We start from the raw sequence: 18,614 nt of genomic DNA, 5'->3' as shown, positions 1-18,614 counted from the left end.
GCGGCTTTCCTTTTCAAACACACCGAATTGCGAGGCGCAGCGTGTTCAAGAAAAAACTCTCATGGCCGCCGCCGGGGCGTTCGCGCCATCATCCTTGATGATCTCCGGCGTGGTTGAGTCGGCATTTCGCACGGATCGGGCGGCTTCGAGCGGATTCGGCGCCGGCATCCGCCACTTCTTCCGCGGACCTGAAACTGGTGGACTGCAACGGAAAGAAAGAGTGAACCTTTCCCTGTGTAGCGTGCCTTCGATTCAGTCGTTGCGGTCCACTAGCGTGGTGCGCCGACGGGGGCTGGACCGGCATCGGGAGCGTCAGCCGCGCCGAGCCGCTTCGATCGCAGCGATGTCGATCTTTCTCATCTCCATCATGGCTTCGAACGCGCGCTTGGCCGCCGCTCGGTCAGGATCGGCGATCGCGGCCGTCAAGGCACGTGGCGTGATCTGCCACGACAGTCCCCACCTGTCCTTGCACCAGCCGCATTCGCTTTCCTGGCCGCCGTTTCCGACAATCGCGTTCCACAAGCGGTCCGTTTCGGCCTGGTTGTCGGTCGCAACCTGGAACGAGAAAGCCTCGCTGTGCTTGAACGTCGGGCCCCCGTTCAGGCCGAGACAAGGGATGCCCATCACCGTGAACTCGACCGTCAAGACATCGCCCTGCTTGCCCGCGGGATAGTCGCCAGGCGCGCGAAGGACAGCTCCCACCGCGCTGTCCGGGAACGTCTCGGCGTAGAACTTCGCGGCGTCCAACGCGGTGCCGTCGTACCAGAGACAAATCGTGTTCTTGCTGACCATCTTGGTTCTCCTAAGTTGGGACAGATACGTGCATTCAAGCCGCGCAGGCAGCCGGACTACTTCGGCAACTTGCCTACCATGGGGTGGCGCGCATGCGCGATCGTCCGCCATGGCGCCGATCAAGTGAAATCGTATCCGCAAATGGGATCAAAGTCATGGCCGACGCGCGCTTTCACGGTACCAACGACGGAGACCGACCCGCAGCGGCTGTTCGAATGGCTGGGTCAGGAGATGGTCTTTTAGCTTGCTGCAGACCCAGGGGCCGGGACTATCGACCGCAAGCCGACCTGCATTCAATCGCCCCAGCGTCCAGCGGCGGCCGAGCGGCGCACGGCTCGCTCACCGCATGGGCTTGCGTCTCATGTAGGTGTACACACGTGCAATTCGCGACAGAAGCTTGCAGGTTCCGATCATCATCTGCATCGGTGGACAGGCTCCGTAAACAGAGACCGATCCGACAACCGCGACTCGAACGCTACAACGAAAGGCCCCGCCCTCACTCAAGCGCGCCTTTTCCGGCGCCTCTCACACGTGTTCCTCGTCGCTCCAGGTCGGCGCATGTGCACAGAGCTTGGTCAGCAAGTGCTTGAGTTGCTCTCGCTCGCTGCTGGACAGGCACTCCATCATGGCCTTTTCGCGTTCCACCAGGCCCGGCATGAACTTGTTGTGCATCCGTCGGCCGCTGGCAGTGATGTAGATCACCTGACGACGCTGATCCTCCTTGTCGGTCTCGCGGCGAATCAGCCCCTTGTTCCCCAGCGCGGTGATGGCCCGACTAATGTTGTTCTTGAGGTGTCCCGAGAAGTCGCATATATCCGACGCCGAGATGCCGTCTCTATAGTGGAGAAAGATAAGCGACAGTATCTCCGGACGGGTCAAACCGTACTTCGCCTCGATCGAGCGAAACGAGGGCTCACGGTAGGTGTTGATCATGTACCCGAGCTTGTAGGCATAGGGGATCGAAACACCATGGAGGATGTCGCTCAAGGGTTGGTGGCTGGTCATTGTCTGTTTGATGGACGCGTCATGTGGATCGATGGAGGCCTGGCTTGCCCTGGAAGTTGCAAATGGTACCAATCGAAGCCCGGCGATGCAGGGGAACCGAGAAAACAGGGTGGCGCCATGAACGCCGAATAAGGGAAAACACCATGTCGGCCATTAGTTCCATATGGAACCAATTGGAGTTACACTCGCATCGAACCAAAGCGCTGACTTCGCCCCAGGTCAGCTGTTTGATGAAAGCGTACATGTCCTCTAGCCCAGCCATCGCCGAGACGCAGAACGCCAGCGCGCAACCTGTGAGCCTGCGGTTGGGTACGGCGCGCCATCCCATCCACGTCGCCCATGTGCCCGCCATGTTGAGTGAGTGCAGGCGACTGCCAGTCATCATGATTCACGGAGGCTTCCACACCGGTGAGGCCTACATGGAAACGCCCGACGGCAGGGACGGTTGGGCGCCGTTGTTCGCGGCACGTGGGCATGATGTCTACGTGCCGGACTGGCCTTGTCACGGCCATTCACCGGGTGCCGAGAACATCACTCAACTGACAACGCGGGACACCGCCACTGCCCTCGGGACGCTGGTTGAAGCGGTGGGGCCGGCGATTGTCATCGCCCATTCGGCGGGCGGTCCGCTGGCGTGGTGGCTGGCCGAAACATTGCCGGACAAAGTTAGCGCAGTTATCGGCGTCGCGCCGGGTGCACCGGCCAATCTGATCGATGTACTACCCGACGATCCAGCGGTAGTTGCATCGCTGGCGCAGGACAAGGAAGCTGGCTGCCCGGTGTATTCACCGCTGGACAGCCCCGTCGTGGCCCGCCGAACCTTCATTCGGGATTTCTGGGCGAATGCGCCTCGCTTCCCGCAGGCCGCCTTCGATGCCTATGCGGCGACGGTAGTCGCGGAGAGTCCGACTGTCTTGAACGAACGATTCAACATCGGCGGCCAAGGTCTGGCCATCCATGAACCATCTGTAGTCGCTCAAAGGCCGCTCTTGGTCATCACAGGTGAGCACGATGCGCGCCACCCCAGGTCAGTGGACCAGAAGTTAGCCGACTACCTGGCAGCTGACTTTATCTGGCTTCCGGATCTCGGCATCAACGGCAACGGACACATGCTCATGATCGAGGACAACAGCAACGAAATTGCACTGGTCCTGTTTAGTTGGCTGGAGAGCAAGGAACTGTGAGGCGCCCCGCGTGTGCACGGACTGCGTCGCGGCATCTCAATCGCATTGTTGAAAACCAGCTGGTATCGACCAGCACCTCAATCAAGGAGACATCATGAAGTACGAAATGAATCGCCGGTCGGCCCTATTCGGGCTCGGAAGCTTCGCAGTGGCTGCAACACCGCTGGGAGCCTTGGCCCAAGCGCAGGTCTATCCTTCGCGCCCGGTCAAAATTATCATGCCGTGGGCGGCTGGTGGCGGTGGCGACGTCTTGGTTCGGGCGATGACTGCTTCGCTTGCACAGCGACTTGGACAACCTGTCATTGTCGAGAATAGGCCCGGCGCCATCGGAACCATCGGCAGCCTTGCCGCTGCCCGGAGTGCCGCCGATGGCTACACGCTGGTCTATGGAACCGCGGACTCCCATTCGATTGCGCCTCACATCCTGAAGACGCCGCCTTACGACTCGAAGAAGGACTTCGTGGCAGTGGCGCCCATTGGCTTCACGCCACTGGCCCTTGTTGTTCACGCTTCAAACCCGGCTCGAAGCTTCAGCCAACTTCTGCAGATGGCCAAGGACGCGAAGGAGCCTATGACATTCGGATCCTGGGGGCAGGGAAGCTCAGGCCAGATCGTCATGGAGGCGTTGAAGCAAAAATCCAAAGTGGACCTGCTGCACGTGCCCTACAACGGTACAGCGCCACTGATGCAGGGGCAATTGGCGAACCAGGTGAACTGCTCCATCGTCCCCGTGCTGGTCGCCGATCAGCACGCAAAGGCTGGAACGGTTCGAATCCTGGCCATCACCGCGCGCGAACGGCTGCCAGGCTTGCCCGACACGCCCATACTCAAGGAATTTGGCGTTGAAATCGACATGGGGCCCTGGCTGGGATTCCTGGCGCCCTCGGGCACCCCGACCGACATCGTGAATAAGTTGAATGCGGCCATCACGGCCACCATTGCCGAGCCGCAAGTGGCTGAAGTGATGAAGAAAATGACGATGGTGATCGAACAAATGTCACCTGCGGCATACCAGCAGTTCTACAACAGTGAATACGACCGCTGGGGCAGCTATATCCGGACCGCCAAGGTAACGCTTGACCAGTGACGCAACAGCAGCCGGACGGCAAGGTCCCGTCGCCTTTCGGCCAAGGGGCCGCACTGGCCGTTGCGAGCCTCCAACCTTGACGGCCGCGAGCTGCGTGGCGAATCGCTTGCCATACAGCCTGGCCACTTTCTGACTACCCCACAGACGTTCAACGGGGGCATTGTCTCGGGAGTTGCCCTTGCGGCTTATCAAACTGCGCATGCCGCACCTCGTCAGCGCCGCCTGAACGAGTGACTGCAATATGGGCTGCTCCGGTCCGCCGTTTTATACCGAGCACCCTTTGTGAACCGGCACTGATGGCCCATCAATGAATGTGATGCGCCTTGCCACGGCGGCGCCTGCGCGGCACGATGGCGGTCCATGAGATCCCTGACCCTGTTCCTCTGCAGCGTGGCCGCGCTGGCCCACTTGCCGGCACAGGCACAGCCGGCCCCCCAAAAGACAGAAAACTAGTTTGAGAGACCAAACCGCGCTATGCCATCATGGCGCCAGCCAACTGAATTTTCGCCCCCCTGAACTGATGACCCTACGCAAGACCCACCTCGATGCCCTCGCCATTTCCTTGCTGCTGGGCTGCTGCCTGTTCTGGGGCCTGCAGCAGGTGCTGATCAAGGCCACCATCAGCGAAATCCCGCCGATGTTCCAGGCCTCCTTGCGTTTGCTGGGCGCCACGGCCCTGCTGGGACTGTGGTGCCTGTGGCGCGGCATTGCGCTGTTTGGCCGTGACGGCTCACTGCGGGCCGGCCTGCTGGCAGGTGCGCTGTTCGGCGCGGAGTTTGCCTGCATCTACCTGGGGCTGCAGTACACCAGCGCCTCGCGCCTGACGGTGTTTTTATACACCTCGCCTTTCTGGGTCGCCCTGCTGTTGCCGCTGTGGGTCAAGGCCGAACGCTTGCGCGGCCTGCAATGGGTTGGCTTGCTCGGTGCCTTTGTCGCCGTGGTGTTTGCCCTGCGCGAAGGCTTCACGGCCGGCCAGGGATCGACGGCGCGCGGTGATCTGCTGGCGCTGCTGGCCGGGCTGCTCTGGGGACTCACCACAGTGGTCATTCGCGCCTCCAGCCTGACCAACATCGCGGCAGAAAAGCTGCTCTTTTACCAACTGGCCGTCAGCGGCCTGGCCTTCCCGGCGCTGTCACTGGCGCTGGGCGAGGTGTGGGTCTGGCAATTCAGCCCGTTTGCCATCACCTCGCTGCTGCTGCAAACCGTGATCGGCGCTTTCGCCAGCTACCTGGCCTGGATGTGGATGCTGGGGCGCTACCCGGCGACCCGGATTTCAGTGTTTGTCTTTCTCACGCCGCTGTTTGCGCTGCTGTTTGGCGCACTGTGGCTCAAGGAAAGTGTGACGCCGGGTTTGCTCGCGGCGCTGGCGCTGGTGGCCGCGGGGGTGGTGCTGGTCAACCGCCAGCCGGCGACGGTGGCCTGAACGGGCCGGAAAGAGTCAGCGCTCAGGGCGCTTCAGGGTTTCGCCACCATGTGCAAAACCATCTCGACGCGGTTGCCGTGGCCTTGCGTGAGAACCAGGTAGAGCTTGTCGTTGATGAACAGCAACTTCCCGTTGCGCTGAATGCGTGCCGCGACCGCATAGCGCATGCGCGGGTCGATCTTGCCGGGCTCCACTATCAGTTCAAACGGCAAGGGGACCTGGCTGCTGGCGGTGAAACGCTGCTCGGCCAATATGCCGGACGGGGTGTCCAGGCGCGAAATATCGCGCAGCTGAACGATGACATCGCTATCGGGCGGCAAGGCGACGCGCTGCAGGTAGGACACGGTGCCGGTCACACGCAGCCCGGAGGCCGCAGAGGGCGCACCCGATGCCGCCGGTGCTGCGCCCGAAGGAGCGGTGCCCGGTCCGGTGGCGCACGCGGTCAGCAAGGCAAAAACACCCAGGGCGGCCAGCCTCATCAGTCGTCGTTTCATGCGCTCCTTTCGGCAAGGTGGTTTTTCGAGAACTGAACATACCACGCGAGACAGTCCGGATTCGCCACCGGATGTTGGCCCGCACGCTTGCCACTGCGCGTGCTTCGCGAGGGCTCGCACGGTCTTGAGACCAGGCCGTTGCGTCAGGTCACCACCCGTCATCAGGAGATCCCCAAGGCTGGCCGGTAGCCCGTTCTGGGACCAATCAGGGTTTATACGAATGTATAAGTTATTTATACAAACGTATATTTCATCCTGTCAGCAAACCCACGCACCGAGCAAACCCCATGACCAAGCCCCGCACAAGCACCCGCACCGCCCGCAATCCCAACGATGATGCGCCCGACGCCGCGCTGTTGGCTCCTGACCGCAAACGCAACATCCTGCTGGCGGCTGAGCGCCTGTTTGCCGAGCGTGGTTTTCATGGTGTGTCGATCCGCGACATCGCCGACGAAGCCGGTGTGCAGTTCGCCCTGGTGGGCTACTACTACGGCCCGAAGATGGACCTCTACCATGAGATTTTCCGCCAGCGTGCGGGCTACATCCAGCAGCGGCTCGACTCCCTGGCCTTGGCGCAGCAAACCACGCCAGGCGAGCAGTTGCTGGAGGAAATCGTCAAGGCTTTTGTACTGCCCGTGCTGCAGGTGGCACGCCAGCCTGAAGGCCGCCATTTCATGCGCCTGATCCAGCGCGGCATGGATGAGCAGCTCAAGGAAGACGAAACACTGATCCGCGATATGTTTGATCCGCTGGCGCATGCCTTCATTGATGCGTTTGCCGCCGCCATGCCGGGCGCGACACGGGGCACGGCCGCCTGCTGCTACCAGTTTGCGCTGGGCGCGCTGCTGCACCACGTCACGGACCGACGCATCGAGGGTCTGTCGCGCGGCGAATTCGCGCCCTGCGCGCCCGAGGCCGAACCCTTGCTCGTGCACTTTATCTGCAGCGGCATACGCGGCGTGTTTGCCACGCCGGTTCACTGAAACACACCCGTCAAGAACCCGGTGTTTCGCCATGTTTCGCCTTGACCTGAAGCGACCGCCCTGACCCTGCCGGCCTGCGCCGCACGGCACAGCGCCCCGACCCCTTTCCCCCTTCTTTCCTCCGGACGGCCAAACCTGGCTTGGGCGACCGGTGGATCAACTCAGCCCAAAAAAAGCCGTGGAGCGAGACATCATGAAAAACACATTTATCCCCGTCGCCGCGGCGGCCCTGCTGTTCAGCGCGCAGGCCGCCCAGGCGCAAGACAGCGTGACCTTAAGCGGCGTCGTCGACGCCTATGCAGGCAGTCGCCAGCTCAGCGGGGGCTTGCGACTGTCGCGGGTGGACAGCGGTGGCATGAGCACTTCGCAACTCAATTTCAACGGCTCTGAGGATCTGGGCGGCGGCCTGAAGGCCGAGTTCGCGCTCGGCATTTTTCTGCGTGTCGATACCGGCGAGGTGGGCCGCTTTACCGGTGACACCTTCTTTAGCCGCAGCAGCTATGTGGGCCTGAGCGGCAGCCTGGGCACGGTGCGCCTGGGCCGGCAAAGCACCGGCAATTTCCTCAACTTCCTGCGCACCAACTCGTTCGGCGACTCTCCCACCTTTGGGCCTGCCTTCCTGCACACCTGGATTTCGGCGGTGGGGCAAGGAACACAATTCCTGTCTCCGGGGGCGCCGCCCACCCGCCGTGCCTTAACGGGGGCCCTGGCTCCCACCGACAGCGCCTGGAACAATGCCGTGGGCTATATCAGCCCGAATCTCGGTGGGGTCAAGGTCACCGCTCAATGGGCCCCCAGCGAGGCCACGGGCGTTGGCAGCCGCACCGGCCTCAGCGCGTTCTACGCCAACGGCCCGCTGAACCTTGCGCTGGCCACGGAGCAGATGGGGAACGCGGCGGTACCGGCGACGGGCCCTGCCGCCGCCGTGCTGGCCAAGCAGCGCACCTGGCATGCATCGGGCGCCTATGCCTTCGGCTTCGGACGCCTCAGCGCGGGCTACATCGAGACCCAGCGCGACTATGCTGCGATCATGGACGACAAAATCCGGACCTGGCACCTCGGGGCAAGCATTCCCGTCGGTGCCGGTGCCGTGTTGTTCCAAACCGCCAACAGCAAGCAGGCGCCCGACAGCGGAGCCGCCACGACGCGCACGACCACCAGCGTCGGTTATGACTACAGTTTTTCCAAGCGCAGCGACCTCTACGCTGTCTTTATGAAGGACAAATTCACCGGCAACGCTTCCGGCAATTCGTTCGGAATCGGCCTTCGCCACCGCTTCTAGGCTTTGACACAGGAATCGCATCATGATCACTCGACGCTACTTCACCCATCTGGCCACCGCCACCGTGGCCGCCGCTGCGCTCCCGCTGGCAGCCCGTGCCCAGCCAGCTTCCATGGACCTGGCCAAAATCATCACCGGCTTTCCGCCCGGCGGCACCCTGGACGTGCTGGCGCGGCGCGTGGCCGACAAGCTCAGAGGGAACTACGCCACCAATATAGTGGTGGAAAACAAGCCCGGCGCGGCCGGCCAGATCGGCGTGATCACGCTCAAGGACGCCAACCCGGACGGCAGCGTGCTGCTGCTGACGCCCTCGTCCATGCTGTCGATCTACCCCTTCACCTACCCCAAATTGCAGTACCGCCTGGAGGATGTGTCGCCGGTTTCGATGGGGGCCTACATTCATCACGGACTGGCCGTCGGCCCGGCGGTGCCTGACAGCGTCAAGACCCTCAAGGACTTCCTCGCCTGGGCCAAAACCAACGACCTCAAGGCCAATTTCGGCAGCCCCGGCGCCGGCTCCATGCCGCACCTGCTCGGCACCCTGCTGGGCAAGTTCACCGGTGTGGACATCAAGCACATTCCCTACCGTGGCTCAGTGCCGGGCGTGCAGGACCTGTTGGGCGGGCAGATTTCTTCCTTCTGCGGCCCGATTGGCGACTACCTTCCGCATGTGAAGACCGGCAAGCTGCGCGTGCTGGCGATCTCCGGCACGACGCGTTCACCCTTCCTGCCCGGCACGCCCTCGCTGCGCGAGCTCGGCTATCCGCTGACCGCGCGCGAGTGGTACGGCTTCTTCCTGCCGGGCAAGGCCAAACCCGAAACGGTGCGCCGGGCCGCCGCTTACCTGCAACCGGCGCTGGCGCAGCCCGACCTGGTTGACTCGGGCAAGGCCTTTGGGCTGGAAATTCAGGCGTCGTCAGCATCGGCACTGGCTGATCTGCTGCACGCCGACGCCGAGGAGTGGCGCCGCCTGATCAAGCAGACTGGATTCACAGCGGAGTCCTGACACCGTGTGCCACTCTGTCACTGTCACTGTCACCGTTACCGTTACCGGCCGCTGACATGAACGATCTACTGGGAAATCCAGCGCTTCAGGGCGGCGTCGCGCCTTTTCTGGCCGCGCTGCTGGCGGTCGTCATCGTGATATGGCTGCTGCGGGCGGACCGCTTTGCCGGCATCGCCATTACCGTGGCCTTCATCACCGCGGTCGCACTCACCGTGGGCTGGTCCTTCGAGTCCATGAGCGCAACGCGCAAGCTGAGCCTGCTCGGAATCGGCGCAGGCGTCTTGCTGCTGGCCGCTGAGGCAGCCCGCCTCGCGCCGCGCCCGGCGCTGCGTACCGCGATGGCCGTCGCCGCAGCGGCGGCGACGCTGTGGCTCCTGCTGGGCGTGCTGCGGCAGATGGCACCCGTGGCCGCGGCACTGGCCGCAGCAGCGGGCGCGCTGTTTGTGGCGGCGCTGGTGGACTCAGGTCAGGGCGCACCGCGCAACAGCCTGCAGTCGGGCGCGACAGCGCTGGTGCTGGGGCTGGCGGGCGGGGCCCTGGCCTTGCTAGGTGCGTCGGCCGTGCTGGCGCTGATGTGCATTTCGGTGGGCGCCGGCGCCGGAGCGGTGCTACTGGTCCAGATGATCAGCGGCAAACGCCTGGCGACGGCCTGGACGCTGACCTGGCCGGCGAGCGCCGTGGTCGGCCCGGTGGCCGTCCTATCGGTGCTGACCGGTGGCGTGCGCTGGTACACCGTACTGCCCCTGCTGGCCGTGCCCTGGGCGACGCGCCGGCTGCCCGTGGCCCGTCACCCGGTCTGGCTCGAAACCATTCTTGCGGCGCTAGCCGCCGCTGTTCCCGCCGCCCTGGCGCTGGTGCTGGCCTGGGCCGGCAGCGGTGCCGCCTGAACCCGAACAGGCTTTTACCCCCGTTACTCAATCCCCTGGAGACCCTCATGAACCTTGCCCAAACCACGCTGCTAGCCGGCCTGTTGTCCACCGCCTCGGCGATGGCGGCGCCGCTCACCTATGTACTGGACCCCGCGCATTCCTTTCCCAATTTCAGCATCAACCACCTGGGCATGACCTCCATCCATGGCCGCTTCGACAAGATGGCCGGCAAGGTGGTCTTCGATGCCGCCGCCCGGAGCGGCTCGGTAGAGGTCCGGATCGATACCGCATCGATCAACACCGGAGATGCCAAGCACGAAGCCGGGAGCTGGGTCGCCCGGACCCACGGCCCGCGCTCGCGCGACGAGCACCTGCGTAGCGCCGACTTCTTCAACGTGGCCGAGTTCCCGGAGATGCTCTACAAGTCCACCCGGTTCAACTTCAACGGCGAGGTGCTCGACAGCATAGACGGCCACCTGACCCTGGTGGGCGTCACCCGACCCGTCAGGCTCACGGTCGCCCAGTTCAAGTGCGGGCCGCATCCGTTCTACAAGCGGCCCATGTGCGGCGCCGACGCCGAGGCGACGCTCAAGCGCTCGGACTTCGGCCTCAAGTTCGGCATACCCGCCATCGCTGACGAGGTGAAACTGCAGATCGGCCTGGAGGCCTACCCCGAATGAGCCCCGGCTGCGGCGGCGGAAGCCGCATGCGGTCGCGGTCGGCCCGCCGCCACCACCGCCCGTCGCCGCGCTGCGGCCCCCTCACGCCACCCGAGCCCGAAAGGCTGAATCTCATGTCACGCACCTTCATCGACCTCTCGATCTATCTCGAAAACGATGTGGCCTCGGACCCGCCCGGTCTGGAGCCACGGATCACCTATTTCACGCACGACAACACCTACGAGCAGATTGCACCCTTCTTTCCGGGGCTGAAAAAAGAAGACTTGCCCGACGGCGAGGGCTGGGCCGTGGAGCTGGTGCAGCTGTCCACGCACAATGGCACGCACCTGGACGCGCCCTACCACTTTCACTCCACCATGGACCAGGCACTGGACGGGAAGAAGCCCGCGATGGCCATCCACGACGTGCCGCTGGAATGGTGCTTCCAGCCCGGCGTGAAGCTTGACTTTCGGGACCGGCCCGATGGCTATGTGGTGACGGCAAACGACGTGGAAGCCGAGCTCGCGCGCATCCGGCACACACTCAAGCCGCTGGAGATCGTGGTAGTGAACACCCGCGCCGGGTCCCGCTACGGGCATCAAGACTACGTGGCGGCAGGCGTGGGCGTGGGCTATGAGGCCACCATGTACCTGCTCGAGCGCGGCATTCGCCTCACCGGCACCGACGCCTGGAGCTGGGATGCGCCCTTTGTTCACACGGCAAAGAAGTACGGCGAAACCAGGGACGCCTCACTGATCTGGGAGGGCCACAAGGCCGGCCGCGACATTGGCTATTGCCACCTGGAAAAGCTGCACAACCTGGAAGCCTTGCCGCCCGACGGTTTTTTCATTAGCTGCTTTCCGCACAAAATCCGCGGCGCCTCGGCAGGCTGGACCCGCGCGGTGGCAATTTTTGACGACGCCTTGATGGCATCGGCCTGAGGTGCCGGCATGAACCTGAACCTGAACCTGAACCTGAACCACACCCACGCCCCAGCAGCCAGAAGCTGGCTTGAAGAGGCCTATGGCCACGCAGACTTCCCCATCCAGAACCTGCCTTTTGCGGTGTTTCGCTGCGCGCGCAGCATGGAGGCGTATCGCGGCGGCGTGGCCATCGGCGAGCAGGTCATCGACCTCGCGGCATTGAGCCAGGCCGGCATGCTGCAGGGCCTGGCCCTGCAAGCGTGCGAAGCCTGCGCGCAGCCCGCGCTCAACGATTTCATGGCGCTCGGCTCGGCGGCCTGGAGCAGCTTGCGCCACGCGCTGTTTACCCTGCTGCGCGAAGATGCGGTCTACCCGCAGCAAGCCGCCGTGCGCGCCTGTCTCGTGCCCCAAAGCACGGTGGAATACAGCCTGCCCGCACGCATTGCCAACTACACCGACTTTTACACCTCCATTCACCATGCACGCAATGTGGGCCGTATTGCCCGGCCCGACAACGACCCGTTGACGCCGAATTTTCAGTGGCTGCCAATTGCCTATCACGGCCGCGCCTCCAGCGTGGTCGTGAGCGGCACGGCGTTTCACCGGCCCATGGGGCAAATGATGGCGCCGGGCGCCACCGCTCCGGTCTACGCGCCGTGCGGCCGGCTCGATTACGAGCTGGAGCTCGGTATTTTCATCGGGCCCGGCAACGCCATGGGCGAGCCTATTCCCCTCACGCAGGCCGAAGACCACATCTTTGGCGTCTGCCTGCTCAACGACTGGTCCGCGCGCGACATCCAGTTCTGGGAGATGACGCCGCTGGGGCCTTTTCTGGGCAAGAATTTCTGCACCAGTATCTCGCCCTGGATTGTCAGCCTGGAAGCGCTCGCCCCCTTTCGCCGGCCCTTTGCCCGCCCCGCAGCCGAACCGCAGCCCCTGGCCTACCTGAACAGCCCGGGCCACCGCGCGGGCGGCGTGCTCGATATTCAGCTTGATGTGCTGCTCGAAAGCGCTCGGCAGCGCGGCACGGCTCAAGCCGCCACCCAGGTGGCGCATACCAGCTTCAGGCATCAATACTGGACGTTTGCGCAGATGGTGACGCAGCACACCATGGGCGGCTGCAACCTGCAAAGCGGCGACTTGCTGGGCAGCGGCACCATTTCTGGCCCCACGCCCGGAGAGGAAGGCGCCATGATCGAGATGACCCGGGGAGGTCAGTCTCCCATGATGCTGGACAGCGGCGAGCAGCGCGCCTTCCTGCACGACGGCGATGCCGTCATCCTGCGAGGCTGGTGTGAAAGGCCCGGCGCAGCACGCATTGGGTTTGGCGAATGCCGGGGTGAAGTGCTGCCCGCGCAGCACTGAGTTGCGCGGCGGGCAGAGGCATGCGGGGTCATGGGCTCACGCGGGCCTGGCTCCCTCCTTGTCCCGTGTGCTGCCGGGCAAACGCCACATACCAGTCGAGGCAGTCGGGGTTGGCCATGGCGTCCCGGTTGACCACCTTCTCCAGTGGTTGCCCCAGCAGCAACTTCTTGATCGGCAGCTCCTGCTTTTTGCCCGAGAGGGTCCGCGGAATTTCGGGCACCTGAAAAATGGCATCGGGCACAAAGCGCGGCGACAGCGCGGTTTTGATCGAACCGTTGAGCCGGGCTTTCAGCGCGTCGTCGAGCGCCACGCCCTCACGCAGCACCACAAACAGCGGCATGTAGCTTTCGCGGCCCAGATACTCCAGGTCCACCACCAGCGAGTCCAGCACTTCGGGCTGCGCCTCTATCGCGCTGTACAGCTCGCTGGTGCCCATGCGCAGGCCGTGGCGGTTGATGGTGGCGTCGCTGCGCCCGTAGATGATGCAACCACCCGCAGGCGTAATTTTGAGCCAGTCGCCATGCCGCCAGACGTTGGGGTACATGTCGAAGTAGCTGGACAGATAGCGCGGACCGGGTTCGGCGCTGGGCCGCTCCATTGCGCCCTGGTCGCCCCAGAAATACAGCGGCATGGAGGGAATGGGCTGGGTGCAGACCAGCTCACCCACTTCGTTGATGACGGGCTGGCCCTGTTCATTCCAGGCCTCGACCGCGCAGCCCAGCAGGCGGCACTGCATCTCGCCCGGCACCAGCGGCAATTCCCGGTTGCCTCCGATAAACGCACCGGCAAAGTCGGTGCCCCCCGAGATATTGCACCACCAAATGGGAGCCCCCACGCTTTTCACTTCGTGTAATGCGCGAGGCCCTGCAGGCCGCGGCTCGCCAGACGCTTCGCCTCTGTCGCCTGTCCAAACCTGCTCAGGCAGGTTTGGAGCCGCAGGCTCCAGCCCCTCAGGGGCTGTGCTTGCTTGGGGCGGCCCGGCGCGACGCGCATCAAGTGTTCCAAGTTTTGCAAACTGCTGCGTACCCCAATTCTGCGCTTCGGGAGACAGCGGTGAGCCGGTGGAGCCCAGCGCGCGCACGCTCTTGAGGCCTGGCAATTGCGTCAGGTCAACGCCCGCCTTCATGCAGTTGGCAAAGAAGGCTGCGCCGGCGCCGAAGTACGTCACCTCAAGGTCGGCCGCGAAACGCCAGAGCGTGGTCCAGTCGGGCTTGTCCTTGCTGCCGCCGGGATTGCCGTCAAACAGGCAGCAGGTGGTGCCGTTGAGCAGGCCGCTCAGTTGTGCGTTCCACATCACCCAGCCCGTGGAGCTGTACCAGTGGTAGCGCTCGCCCCAGCTGGTGGCCTCGTAGCTGCACCCAATGTCGTTGTGCAGGGTCTTCAGCGCCAGCGCTACCAGCTGCGTGCCGCCGTGGCCATGCACGATGGGCTTGGGCAGGCCGGTGGTGCCGCTGGAATAGACAATCCACAGCGGATGGTCAAACGGCAGCCAGAGCGGTTCAAACGCCGCAGTTTGCGCATCGTCCTGGGCCACAGCGGCGTCGAACCGTGTGCAATCTGCCATCGAATTTGCAGCGCGCAGGTTGTCGTGCACGATCACGTGCTGCAGGCTGGGCAGTGCGGCCCGCAGCTCCGCCACCACGGCCGTGCGGTCCAGATCACGCCCGCCATAGTGCACGCCGTCGCAGGCGATCAGCACCTTGGGCTCGATCTGCTTGAAGCGGTCCAGCACGGCGTGGGTGCCCATGTCGGGCGCGCAAATGCTCCAGACACCGCCGATGCTGACCACGGCCAGGAAGGCCACCATGGCCTCCGGAATGTTGGGCAAATAGGCGGCCACGCGGTCGCCCGGCTTCACGCCCCGGGCCTGCAGGTGCAGCGCCAGCGACGCGACCTGCTGGCGCAGCGCGGGCCAGCTCAGTTCGCGGTGCCGGCCGCCGGCAAGGCTTTTTTCGTTGTGGCTGACAAGCGCGGGGAAGCCGGCGGCGTGGGCCCGGTCCACGTGCCGCAGAACCTGCCGCGCATAGTTGACCTGGGCGCCCGGAAACCACCGGGCACCGGGCATGCGCCGGTCGGCCAGCACCGCCGTGTGCGGCGTCGGCGACTGCAACTCAAAATAGTCCCAGATGCTTTGCCAGAACGCCTCCAGGTCGGTCACCGACCAGCGCCACAGTGCGGCATAGCTGTCGAAGGACAGGCCGCGCGTGGCCTTCAACCAGTCCTGGTAGAGGCGTATTTGGGGAATATAGGGTGCGCTCATGGTGCGAGCTTAACGCCACGACCTTGGCGTGAGAAGGGTCAACGCGCCCCCGGAAATGCGGAATTTGCAATTTCGCACAATCGTGCTAATATTCGCCGCATGGATGCCAAAACCCAGAAAAGCGAGATGACCCGGACAGCCATCATTGGCGCGGGAATTGATCTTGCAGCGGCGGAAGGCCTGGAGGCCATCACGCTGCAGGCCGTGGCCGATCGCATTGGCCTGTCCAAGAGCGGCGTGTTCTCGCGCATCGGCTCGCGCGAGGCTCTGCAAAAAGCCGTCATTGAAGAGTTTGGCCGGCGCTTTCTGGCCGACGTCTTTGTACCGGCCATGCAGCAGCCCAAGGGCCTGCCACGCCTCAACGAAATCGTGCGCCGCTGGATTGTGCGCACGCGCGACGTCGAAGTGCAGCAGGGCTGCATCTACACGGCCGGCGCGTTCGAGCTGGACGACAAGGAGGGCGAGTTGCGCAACACGCTGCTGCAGGAAGTGACACGCTGGCGCGCCGCCTTGCGCCGTACCGTGTTGCAGGCCATCGAGGCCGGCCACCTGCAAGCAGACACCGACCCCGAGCAGCTGGTCAGCGAAATCAGCAGCTTGTCCATTGGGCTGTTGCACGATGCGCGCTTTCTGCGCGACCCGCGCGCGGCCGAGCGCACCCAGGCATCCTGGGAGCGCCTGATTAACAGCTACAAAACCTGATTGTTGAGGGACGCCCACGTGCCCTTGTTTGTTGTGTTTGCTCTAATTTCGCACGATCGTGCGAAGAAAGGAAGATGCCATGTTGATCATCATTTTTTCGTTCATCGGTTTTCTGCTGGTGTGCGGTGTGACGGCCGCCCTGGCCTCGCTGCGCCAGCTGCCGCGCAGCAATGAAGACTGGATCTATTACTGAAACTGAATGACTGAAGCCAGGGCCTGCCCCCTGCTGATTCAAAAACGGAGAGTCCCATGACACGTACATCCCTGCAGGCCACCACGGCCTACTACAACGCCAGCCCGTTCACGCGGGTGTTCCGCTGGGGCCTGGGAGCCTCGCAGCGCATCTGGCCGGCGCTGGCCGTGCGTGCGGCCTATCGCCTGTTCGGCACGCCGCTGCCGCCCAAATGGCTGAGCCGCCGCAGAGCCTGGAGCCCAGCCTGGCACCTGGAACAGTGGCCGTTTGAAGACGCCAGCCTGACGCTTTATTCACGCCCGATCGCGCCGCAGGGCCCGGTCGTTCTGCTGGTGCACGGCTGGGGCGGACACGCCGGCCAGATGCTGGCGCTGGCCGACACGCTGGCGGCGCAGGGCATGCGGCCCATGATCGTCGAGATGCCCGCGCACGGACGCAGCCGCGGCTCGACCAGCAACCTGCCGCAATTCGCACGCGTGATCGAGTACGTCTCGGCGCGCCTGCAGCAGCAGGGCTACAGCGTGCACGGCTTGGTGGCCCATTCGCTGGGAGCCAACGCCGGCGCCTATGCCGCCAGCCGCGGCCTGCCGGTGAACCGGCTGGTGCTGCTGGCCCCGCCCGCCTCGCCTTATGAGTACACGCGCCTGTTTGCCCACGTGTTTGGCCTGAGCGAGACCACGCGCGCAGCCATGCAGCGTCGCGTTGAAGCGCGCGAAGGCATCTTGATGCCGCAGTTCGAGCCCGCCGCGGTGGGCCCACGCATTCACCTGCCCACGCTGGTGGTGCATGACCGGCAGGACAGCATCAACCACTTCGCCGACGGCGTGGCGTACAGCCAGACGATCGAAGGCGCACGCCTGGTGGCCACCGAAGGACTGGGGCACCAGAAGATCCTGAAAGACACCGGGGTGCTGCAACACGTCGCCTCATTCCTGGCCTGAGGCCGGCCATCACCGGCCGCAGATCGCAGGGTGCCCGTTCTGCCGGCACCCGGTCGCTCTTGTGGGATGCGTCCATTGCCCCTAGCATTGCCACACTTTACAAAGAGGAGTGAGTGATGGGAATGCTGGACTGGACAGAAAAAAGCAGCGCAGTGTTGCAGCAGGGAGGCGTGATCGCGCCGGACGAGCGCTTATCGTGGCCGCAAACGACGATGATGGGCGTGCAGCACGTGATTGCGATGTTTGGCGCTACGGTGCTGGCGCCCATCCTCATGGGCTTTGACCCCAACATTGCCATCCTGATGAGCGGCGTTGGCACCCTGATATTTTTTGCCATCACCGGGGGCAAGGTGCCAAGCTACCTCGGTTCCAGCTTTGCCTTCATTGGCGTGGTGATTGCCGCCACCGCCTATGAGGGCAAAGGCCTGAACGGTAACATCGGCGTGGCGCTGGGCGGCATCATCGCGTGTGGCGTGGTCTACACGCTGATAGGCGCCATCGTGCAGTTCGTGGGCACGGGCTGGATAGAGCGCGTCATGCCGCCGGTGGTCACCGGCGCCGTGGTGGCCGTCATCGGCCTGAACCTGGCGAGCATTCCCGTCAAGAACATGGCGGCGAGCAACTTTGATTCGTGGATGCAGCTGGTGACCTTCGTCAGCGTGGCGCTGGTGGCCGTGATGACGCGCGGCATGGTGCAGCGCCTGCTGATCCTGGTCGGCCTGCTGGTGGCGAGCCTGGTGTATGCGGTGCTCACCAACGGCCTGGGCCTGGGCAAGCCGATTGACCTGTCGGGCATCGCCAACGCGAACTGGGCAGGTGTACCCGGCTTTGCCGCGCCGGTCTTCAGCCTGAATGCCATGCTGCTGATTGCGCCGGTGGCCATCATCCTGGTGGCAGAAAACCTCGGCCACATCAAGGCGGTGACAGCCATGACCGGCAAAAACCTGGATGTCTACATCGGCCGCGCCTTCATCGGCGACGGTGTGGCCACCATTGTTTCGGGCAGCGCCGGCGGCACCGGTGTCACCACCTACGCCGAAAACATCGGCGTGATGGCGGCCACCAAAATCTACTCGACGGCGGTGTTTGTGGTCGCTGCGCTGATTGCCGTGATGCTGGGCTTCAGCCCCAAGTTCGGCGCACTGATCCAGGCGATTCCCCTGCCCGTGATGGGCGGGGTGAGCATCGTGGTGTTCGGCCTCATTGCCGTGGCCGGCGCCAAGATCTGGGTCGACAACAAGGTGGATTTTTCAGACAACAAGAACCTGATCGTGGCGGCCATCACGCTGGTGCTGGGCACCGGCGACTTCACGCTGAAGTTCGGGCAGTTCGCGATGGGCGGCATTGGCACCGCCACTTTCGGCGCCATCTTGCTGTACGCGCTGCTCAACCGCCAGCGACAAGCGCTGACGGTGCCGCAAGGCCCCACGTCGCAAAGGCCCTAGC

17 protein-coding genes are annotated in these 18,614 nt (G+C 64.0%); 13 read left to right on the top strand and 4 right to left on the bottom strand.

Annotated features, from left to right (window positions below; translation table 11 throughout):
• Window positions 1–312: 312 nt before the first annotated feature.
• Window positions 313–792: a VOC family protein gene (locus AC1DUB_RS14875; RefSeq protein WP_477730147.1), complete on the bottom strand. Its 480-nt coding sequence runs from the start codon at window positions 790–792 to the stop codon at window positions 313–315.
• A 525-nt stretch (window positions 793–1,317) separates the two neighbouring features.
• Complete coding sequence (locus AC1DUB_RS14870) at window positions 1,318–1,779, bottom strand: MarR family winged helix-turn-helix transcriptional regulator (protein ID WP_477730146.1); 462 nt, start codon at window positions 1,777–1,779, stop codon at window positions 1,318–1,320.
• Window positions 1,780–2,039: 260 nt separating this feature from the next.
• Between AC1DUB_RS14870 and AC1DUB_RS14865 the strand changes: the two genes are divergently transcribed.
• From AC1DUB_RS14865 to AC1DUB_RS14855, 3 genes are all read left to right on the top strand, one after another.
• Window positions 2,040–2,981 (top strand): alpha/beta fold hydrolase, encoded by a 942-nt coding sequence (locus AC1DUB_RS14865; protein ID WP_477730145.1) that lies wholly within the window; start codon window positions 2,040–2,042, stop codon window positions 2,979–2,981.
• A 94-nt stretch (window positions 2,982–3,075) separates the two neighbouring features.
• Window positions 3,076–4,068 carry a Bug family tripartite tricarboxylate transporter substrate binding protein gene (locus AC1DUB_RS14860; protein WP_477730144.1) on the top strand — a complete coding sequence of 331 codons (993 nt, stop codon included), beginning with the start codon at window positions 3,076–3,078 and terminating at the stop codon, window positions 4,066–4,068.
• Window positions 4,069–4,588: 520 nt separating this feature from the next.
• Entirely contained in the window at window positions 4,589–5,491 is a 903-nt protein-coding gene (locus tag AC1DUB_RS14855) for a DMT family transporter (RefSeq protein WP_477730143.1), read from the top strand.
• A 32-nt stretch (window positions 5,492–5,523) separates the two neighbouring features.
• On the opposite strand, the gene AC1DUB_RS14850 is transcribed toward AC1DUB_RS14855, so the two are convergent.
• The gene (locus AC1DUB_RS14850; protein WP_477730142.1) at window positions 5,524–5,985 is read right to left on the bottom strand and encodes a YbaY family lipoprotein; all 462 of its coding nucleotides are present in this window, start codon (window positions 5,983–5,985) and stop codon (window positions 5,524–5,526) included.
• 287 nt (window positions 5,986–6,272) lie between these two features.
• Between AC1DUB_RS14850 and AC1DUB_RS14845 the strand changes: the two genes are divergently transcribed.
• The 7 genes from AC1DUB_RS14845 to fahA all read left to right on the top strand — a co-directional run bounded on the left by AC1DUB_RS14845 (window position 6,273) and on the right by fahA (window position 13,072).
• The gene (locus tag AC1DUB_RS14845) at window positions 6,273–6,968 is read left to right on the top strand and encodes a TetR/AcrR family transcriptional regulator (protein WP_477730141.1); all 696 of its coding nucleotides are present in this window, start codon (window positions 6,273–6,275) and stop codon (window positions 6,966–6,968) included.
• Window positions 6,969–7,161: 193 nt separating this feature from the next.
• Window positions 7,162–8,250, top strand: a complete 1,089-nt coding sequence (locus tag AC1DUB_RS14840) for a porin (RefSeq protein ID WP_477730140.1) — start codon at window positions 7,162–7,164, stop codon at window positions 8,248–8,250.
• Between the two features lie 22 nt (window positions 8,251–8,272).
• Window positions 8,273–9,256 carry a Bug family tripartite tricarboxylate transporter substrate binding protein gene (locus AC1DUB_RS14835; protein WP_477730139.1) on the top strand — a complete coding sequence of 328 codons (984 nt, stop codon included), beginning with the start codon at window positions 8,273–8,275 and terminating at the stop codon, window positions 9,254–9,256.
• Between the two features lie 56 nt (window positions 9,257–9,312).
• Window positions 9,313–10,143, top strand: a complete 831-nt coding sequence (locus AC1DUB_RS14830; RefSeq protein ID WP_477730138.1) for a hypothetical protein — start codon at window positions 9,313–9,315, stop codon at window positions 10,141–10,143.
• Window positions 10,144–10,190: 47 nt separating this feature from the next.
• A complete protein-coding gene (locus AC1DUB_RS14825) occupies window positions 10,191–10,805 on the top strand; it encodes a YceI family protein (protein ID WP_477730137.1) in 615 nt (204 codons plus the stop codon).
• 113 nt (window positions 10,806–10,918) lie between these two features.
• A complete protein-coding gene (locus AC1DUB_RS14820) occupies window positions 10,919–11,725 on the top strand; it encodes a cyclase family protein (RefSeq protein WP_477730136.1) in 807 nt (268 codons plus the stop codon).
• A gap of 9 nt (window positions 11,726–11,734) precedes the next feature.
• Window positions 11,735–13,072 carry a fumarylacetoacetase gene (fahA, locus tag AC1DUB_RS14815; protein WP_477730135.1) on the top strand — a complete coding sequence of 446 codons (1,338 nt, stop codon included), beginning with the start codon at window positions 11,735–11,737 and terminating at the stop codon, window positions 13,070–13,072.
• A gap of 28 nt (window positions 13,073–13,100) precedes the next feature.
• Here the strand turns inward: fahA and AC1DUB_RS14810 are convergent, their stop codons facing one another.
• On the bottom strand, window positions 13,101–15,332 hold the full coding sequence (locus AC1DUB_RS14810) for an acetoacetate--CoA ligase (protein ID WP_477730134.1): 2,232 nt from the start codon (window positions 15,330–15,332) through the stop codon (window positions 13,101–13,103).
• Window positions 15,333–15,431: 99 nt separating this feature from the next.
• Between AC1DUB_RS14810 and AC1DUB_RS14805 the strand changes: the two genes are divergently transcribed.
• From AC1DUB_RS14805 to AC1DUB_RS14795, 3 genes are all read left to right on the top strand, one after another.
• Window positions 15,432–16,034 carry a TetR/AcrR family transcriptional regulator gene (locus AC1DUB_RS14805; protein WP_477730133.1) on the top strand — a complete coding sequence of 201 codons (603 nt, stop codon included), beginning with the start codon at window positions 15,432–15,434 and terminating at the stop codon, window positions 16,032–16,034.
• A 249-nt stretch (window positions 16,035–16,283) separates the two neighbouring features.
• On the top strand, window positions 16,284–17,168 hold the full coding sequence (locus tag AC1DUB_RS14800) for an alpha/beta hydrolase (protein ID WP_477730132.1): 885 nt from the start codon (window positions 16,284–16,286) through the stop codon (window positions 17,166–17,168).
• Between the two features lie 116 nt (window positions 17,169–17,284).
• Window positions 17,285–18,613 (top strand): solute carrier family 23 protein, encoded by a 1,329-nt coding sequence (locus tag AC1DUB_RS14795; protein WP_477730131.1) that lies wholly within the window; start codon window positions 17,285–17,287, stop codon window positions 18,611–18,613.
• The last annotated feature ends 1 nt before the right edge of the window (window position 18,614 follow it).

Source organism: Polaromonas sp. P4_F9 (assembly GCF_056401235.1).
Note: the sequence above shows the minus strand (reverse complement) of the source record. Positions and strands in the feature narration are given on the sequence as shown.

What these genes read in the sequence shown, in the direction of transcription:
- AC1DUB_RS14825 (WP_477730137.1), top strand. Translation starts at nt 10,191, where the DNA reads ATGAACCTTGCCCAAACCACGCTGCTAGCCGGCCTGTTGTCCACCGCC.
- AC1DUB_RS14810 (WP_477730134.1), bottom strand. Translation starts at nt 15,332, where the DNA reads ATGAGCGCACCCTATATTCCCCAAATACGCCTCTACCAGGACTGGTTG.
- AC1DUB_RS14800 (WP_477730132.1), top strand. Translation starts at nt 16,284, where the DNA reads ATGACACGTACATCCCTGCAGGCCACCACGGCCTACTACAACGCCAGC.
- AC1DUB_RS14840 (WP_477730140.1), top strand. Translation starts at nt 7,162, where the DNA reads ATGAAAAACACATTTATCCCCGTCGCCGCGGCGGCCCTGCTGTTCAGC.
- AC1DUB_RS14845 (WP_477730141.1), top strand. Translation starts at nt 6,273, where the DNA reads ATGACCAAGCCCCGCACAAGCACCCGCACCGCCCGCAATCCCAACGAT.
- AC1DUB_RS14860 (WP_477730144.1), top strand. Translation starts at nt 3,076, where the DNA reads ATGAAGTACGAAATGAATCGCCGGTCGGCCCTATTCGGGCTCGGAAGC.
- AC1DUB_RS14865 (WP_477730145.1), top strand. Translation starts at nt 2,040, where the DNA reads ATGTCCTCTAGCCCAGCCATCGCCGAGACGCAGAACGCCAGCGCGCAA.
- AC1DUB_RS14875 (WP_477730147.1), bottom strand. Translation starts at nt 792, where the DNA reads ATGGTCAGCAAGAACACGATTTGTCTCTGGTACGACGGCACCGCGTTG.
- AC1DUB_RS14820 (WP_477730136.1), top strand. Translation starts at nt 10,919, where the DNA reads ATGTCACGCACCTTCATCGACCTCTCGATCTATCTCGAAAACGATGTG.
- AC1DUB_RS14835 (WP_477730139.1), top strand. Translation starts at nt 8,273, where the DNA reads ATGATCACTCGACGCTACTTCACCCATCTGGCCACCGCCACCGTGGCC.
- AC1DUB_RS14805 (WP_477730133.1), top strand. Translation starts at nt 15,432, where the DNA reads ATGGATGCCAAAACCCAGAAAAGCGAGATGACCCGGACAGCCATCATT.
- fahA (WP_477730135.1), top strand. Translation starts at nt 11,735, where the DNA reads ATGAACCTGAACCTGAACCTGAACCTGAACCACACCCACGCCCCAGCA.
- AC1DUB_RS14850 (WP_477730142.1), bottom strand. Translation starts at nt 5,985, where the DNA reads ATGAAACGACGACTGATGAGGCTGGCCGCCCTGGGTGTTTTTGCCTTG.
- AC1DUB_RS14830 (WP_477730138.1), top strand. Translation starts at nt 9,313, where the DNA reads ATGAACGATCTACTGGGAAATCCAGCGCTTCAGGGCGGCGTCGCGCCT.
- AC1DUB_RS14855 (WP_477730143.1), top strand. Translation starts at nt 4,589, where the DNA reads ATGACCCTACGCAAGACCCACCTCGATGCCCTCGCCATTTCCTTGCTG.
- AC1DUB_RS14795 (WP_477730131.1), top strand. Translation starts at nt 17,285, where the DNA reads ATGGGAATGCTGGACTGGACAGAAAAAAGCAGCGCAGTGTTGCAGCAG.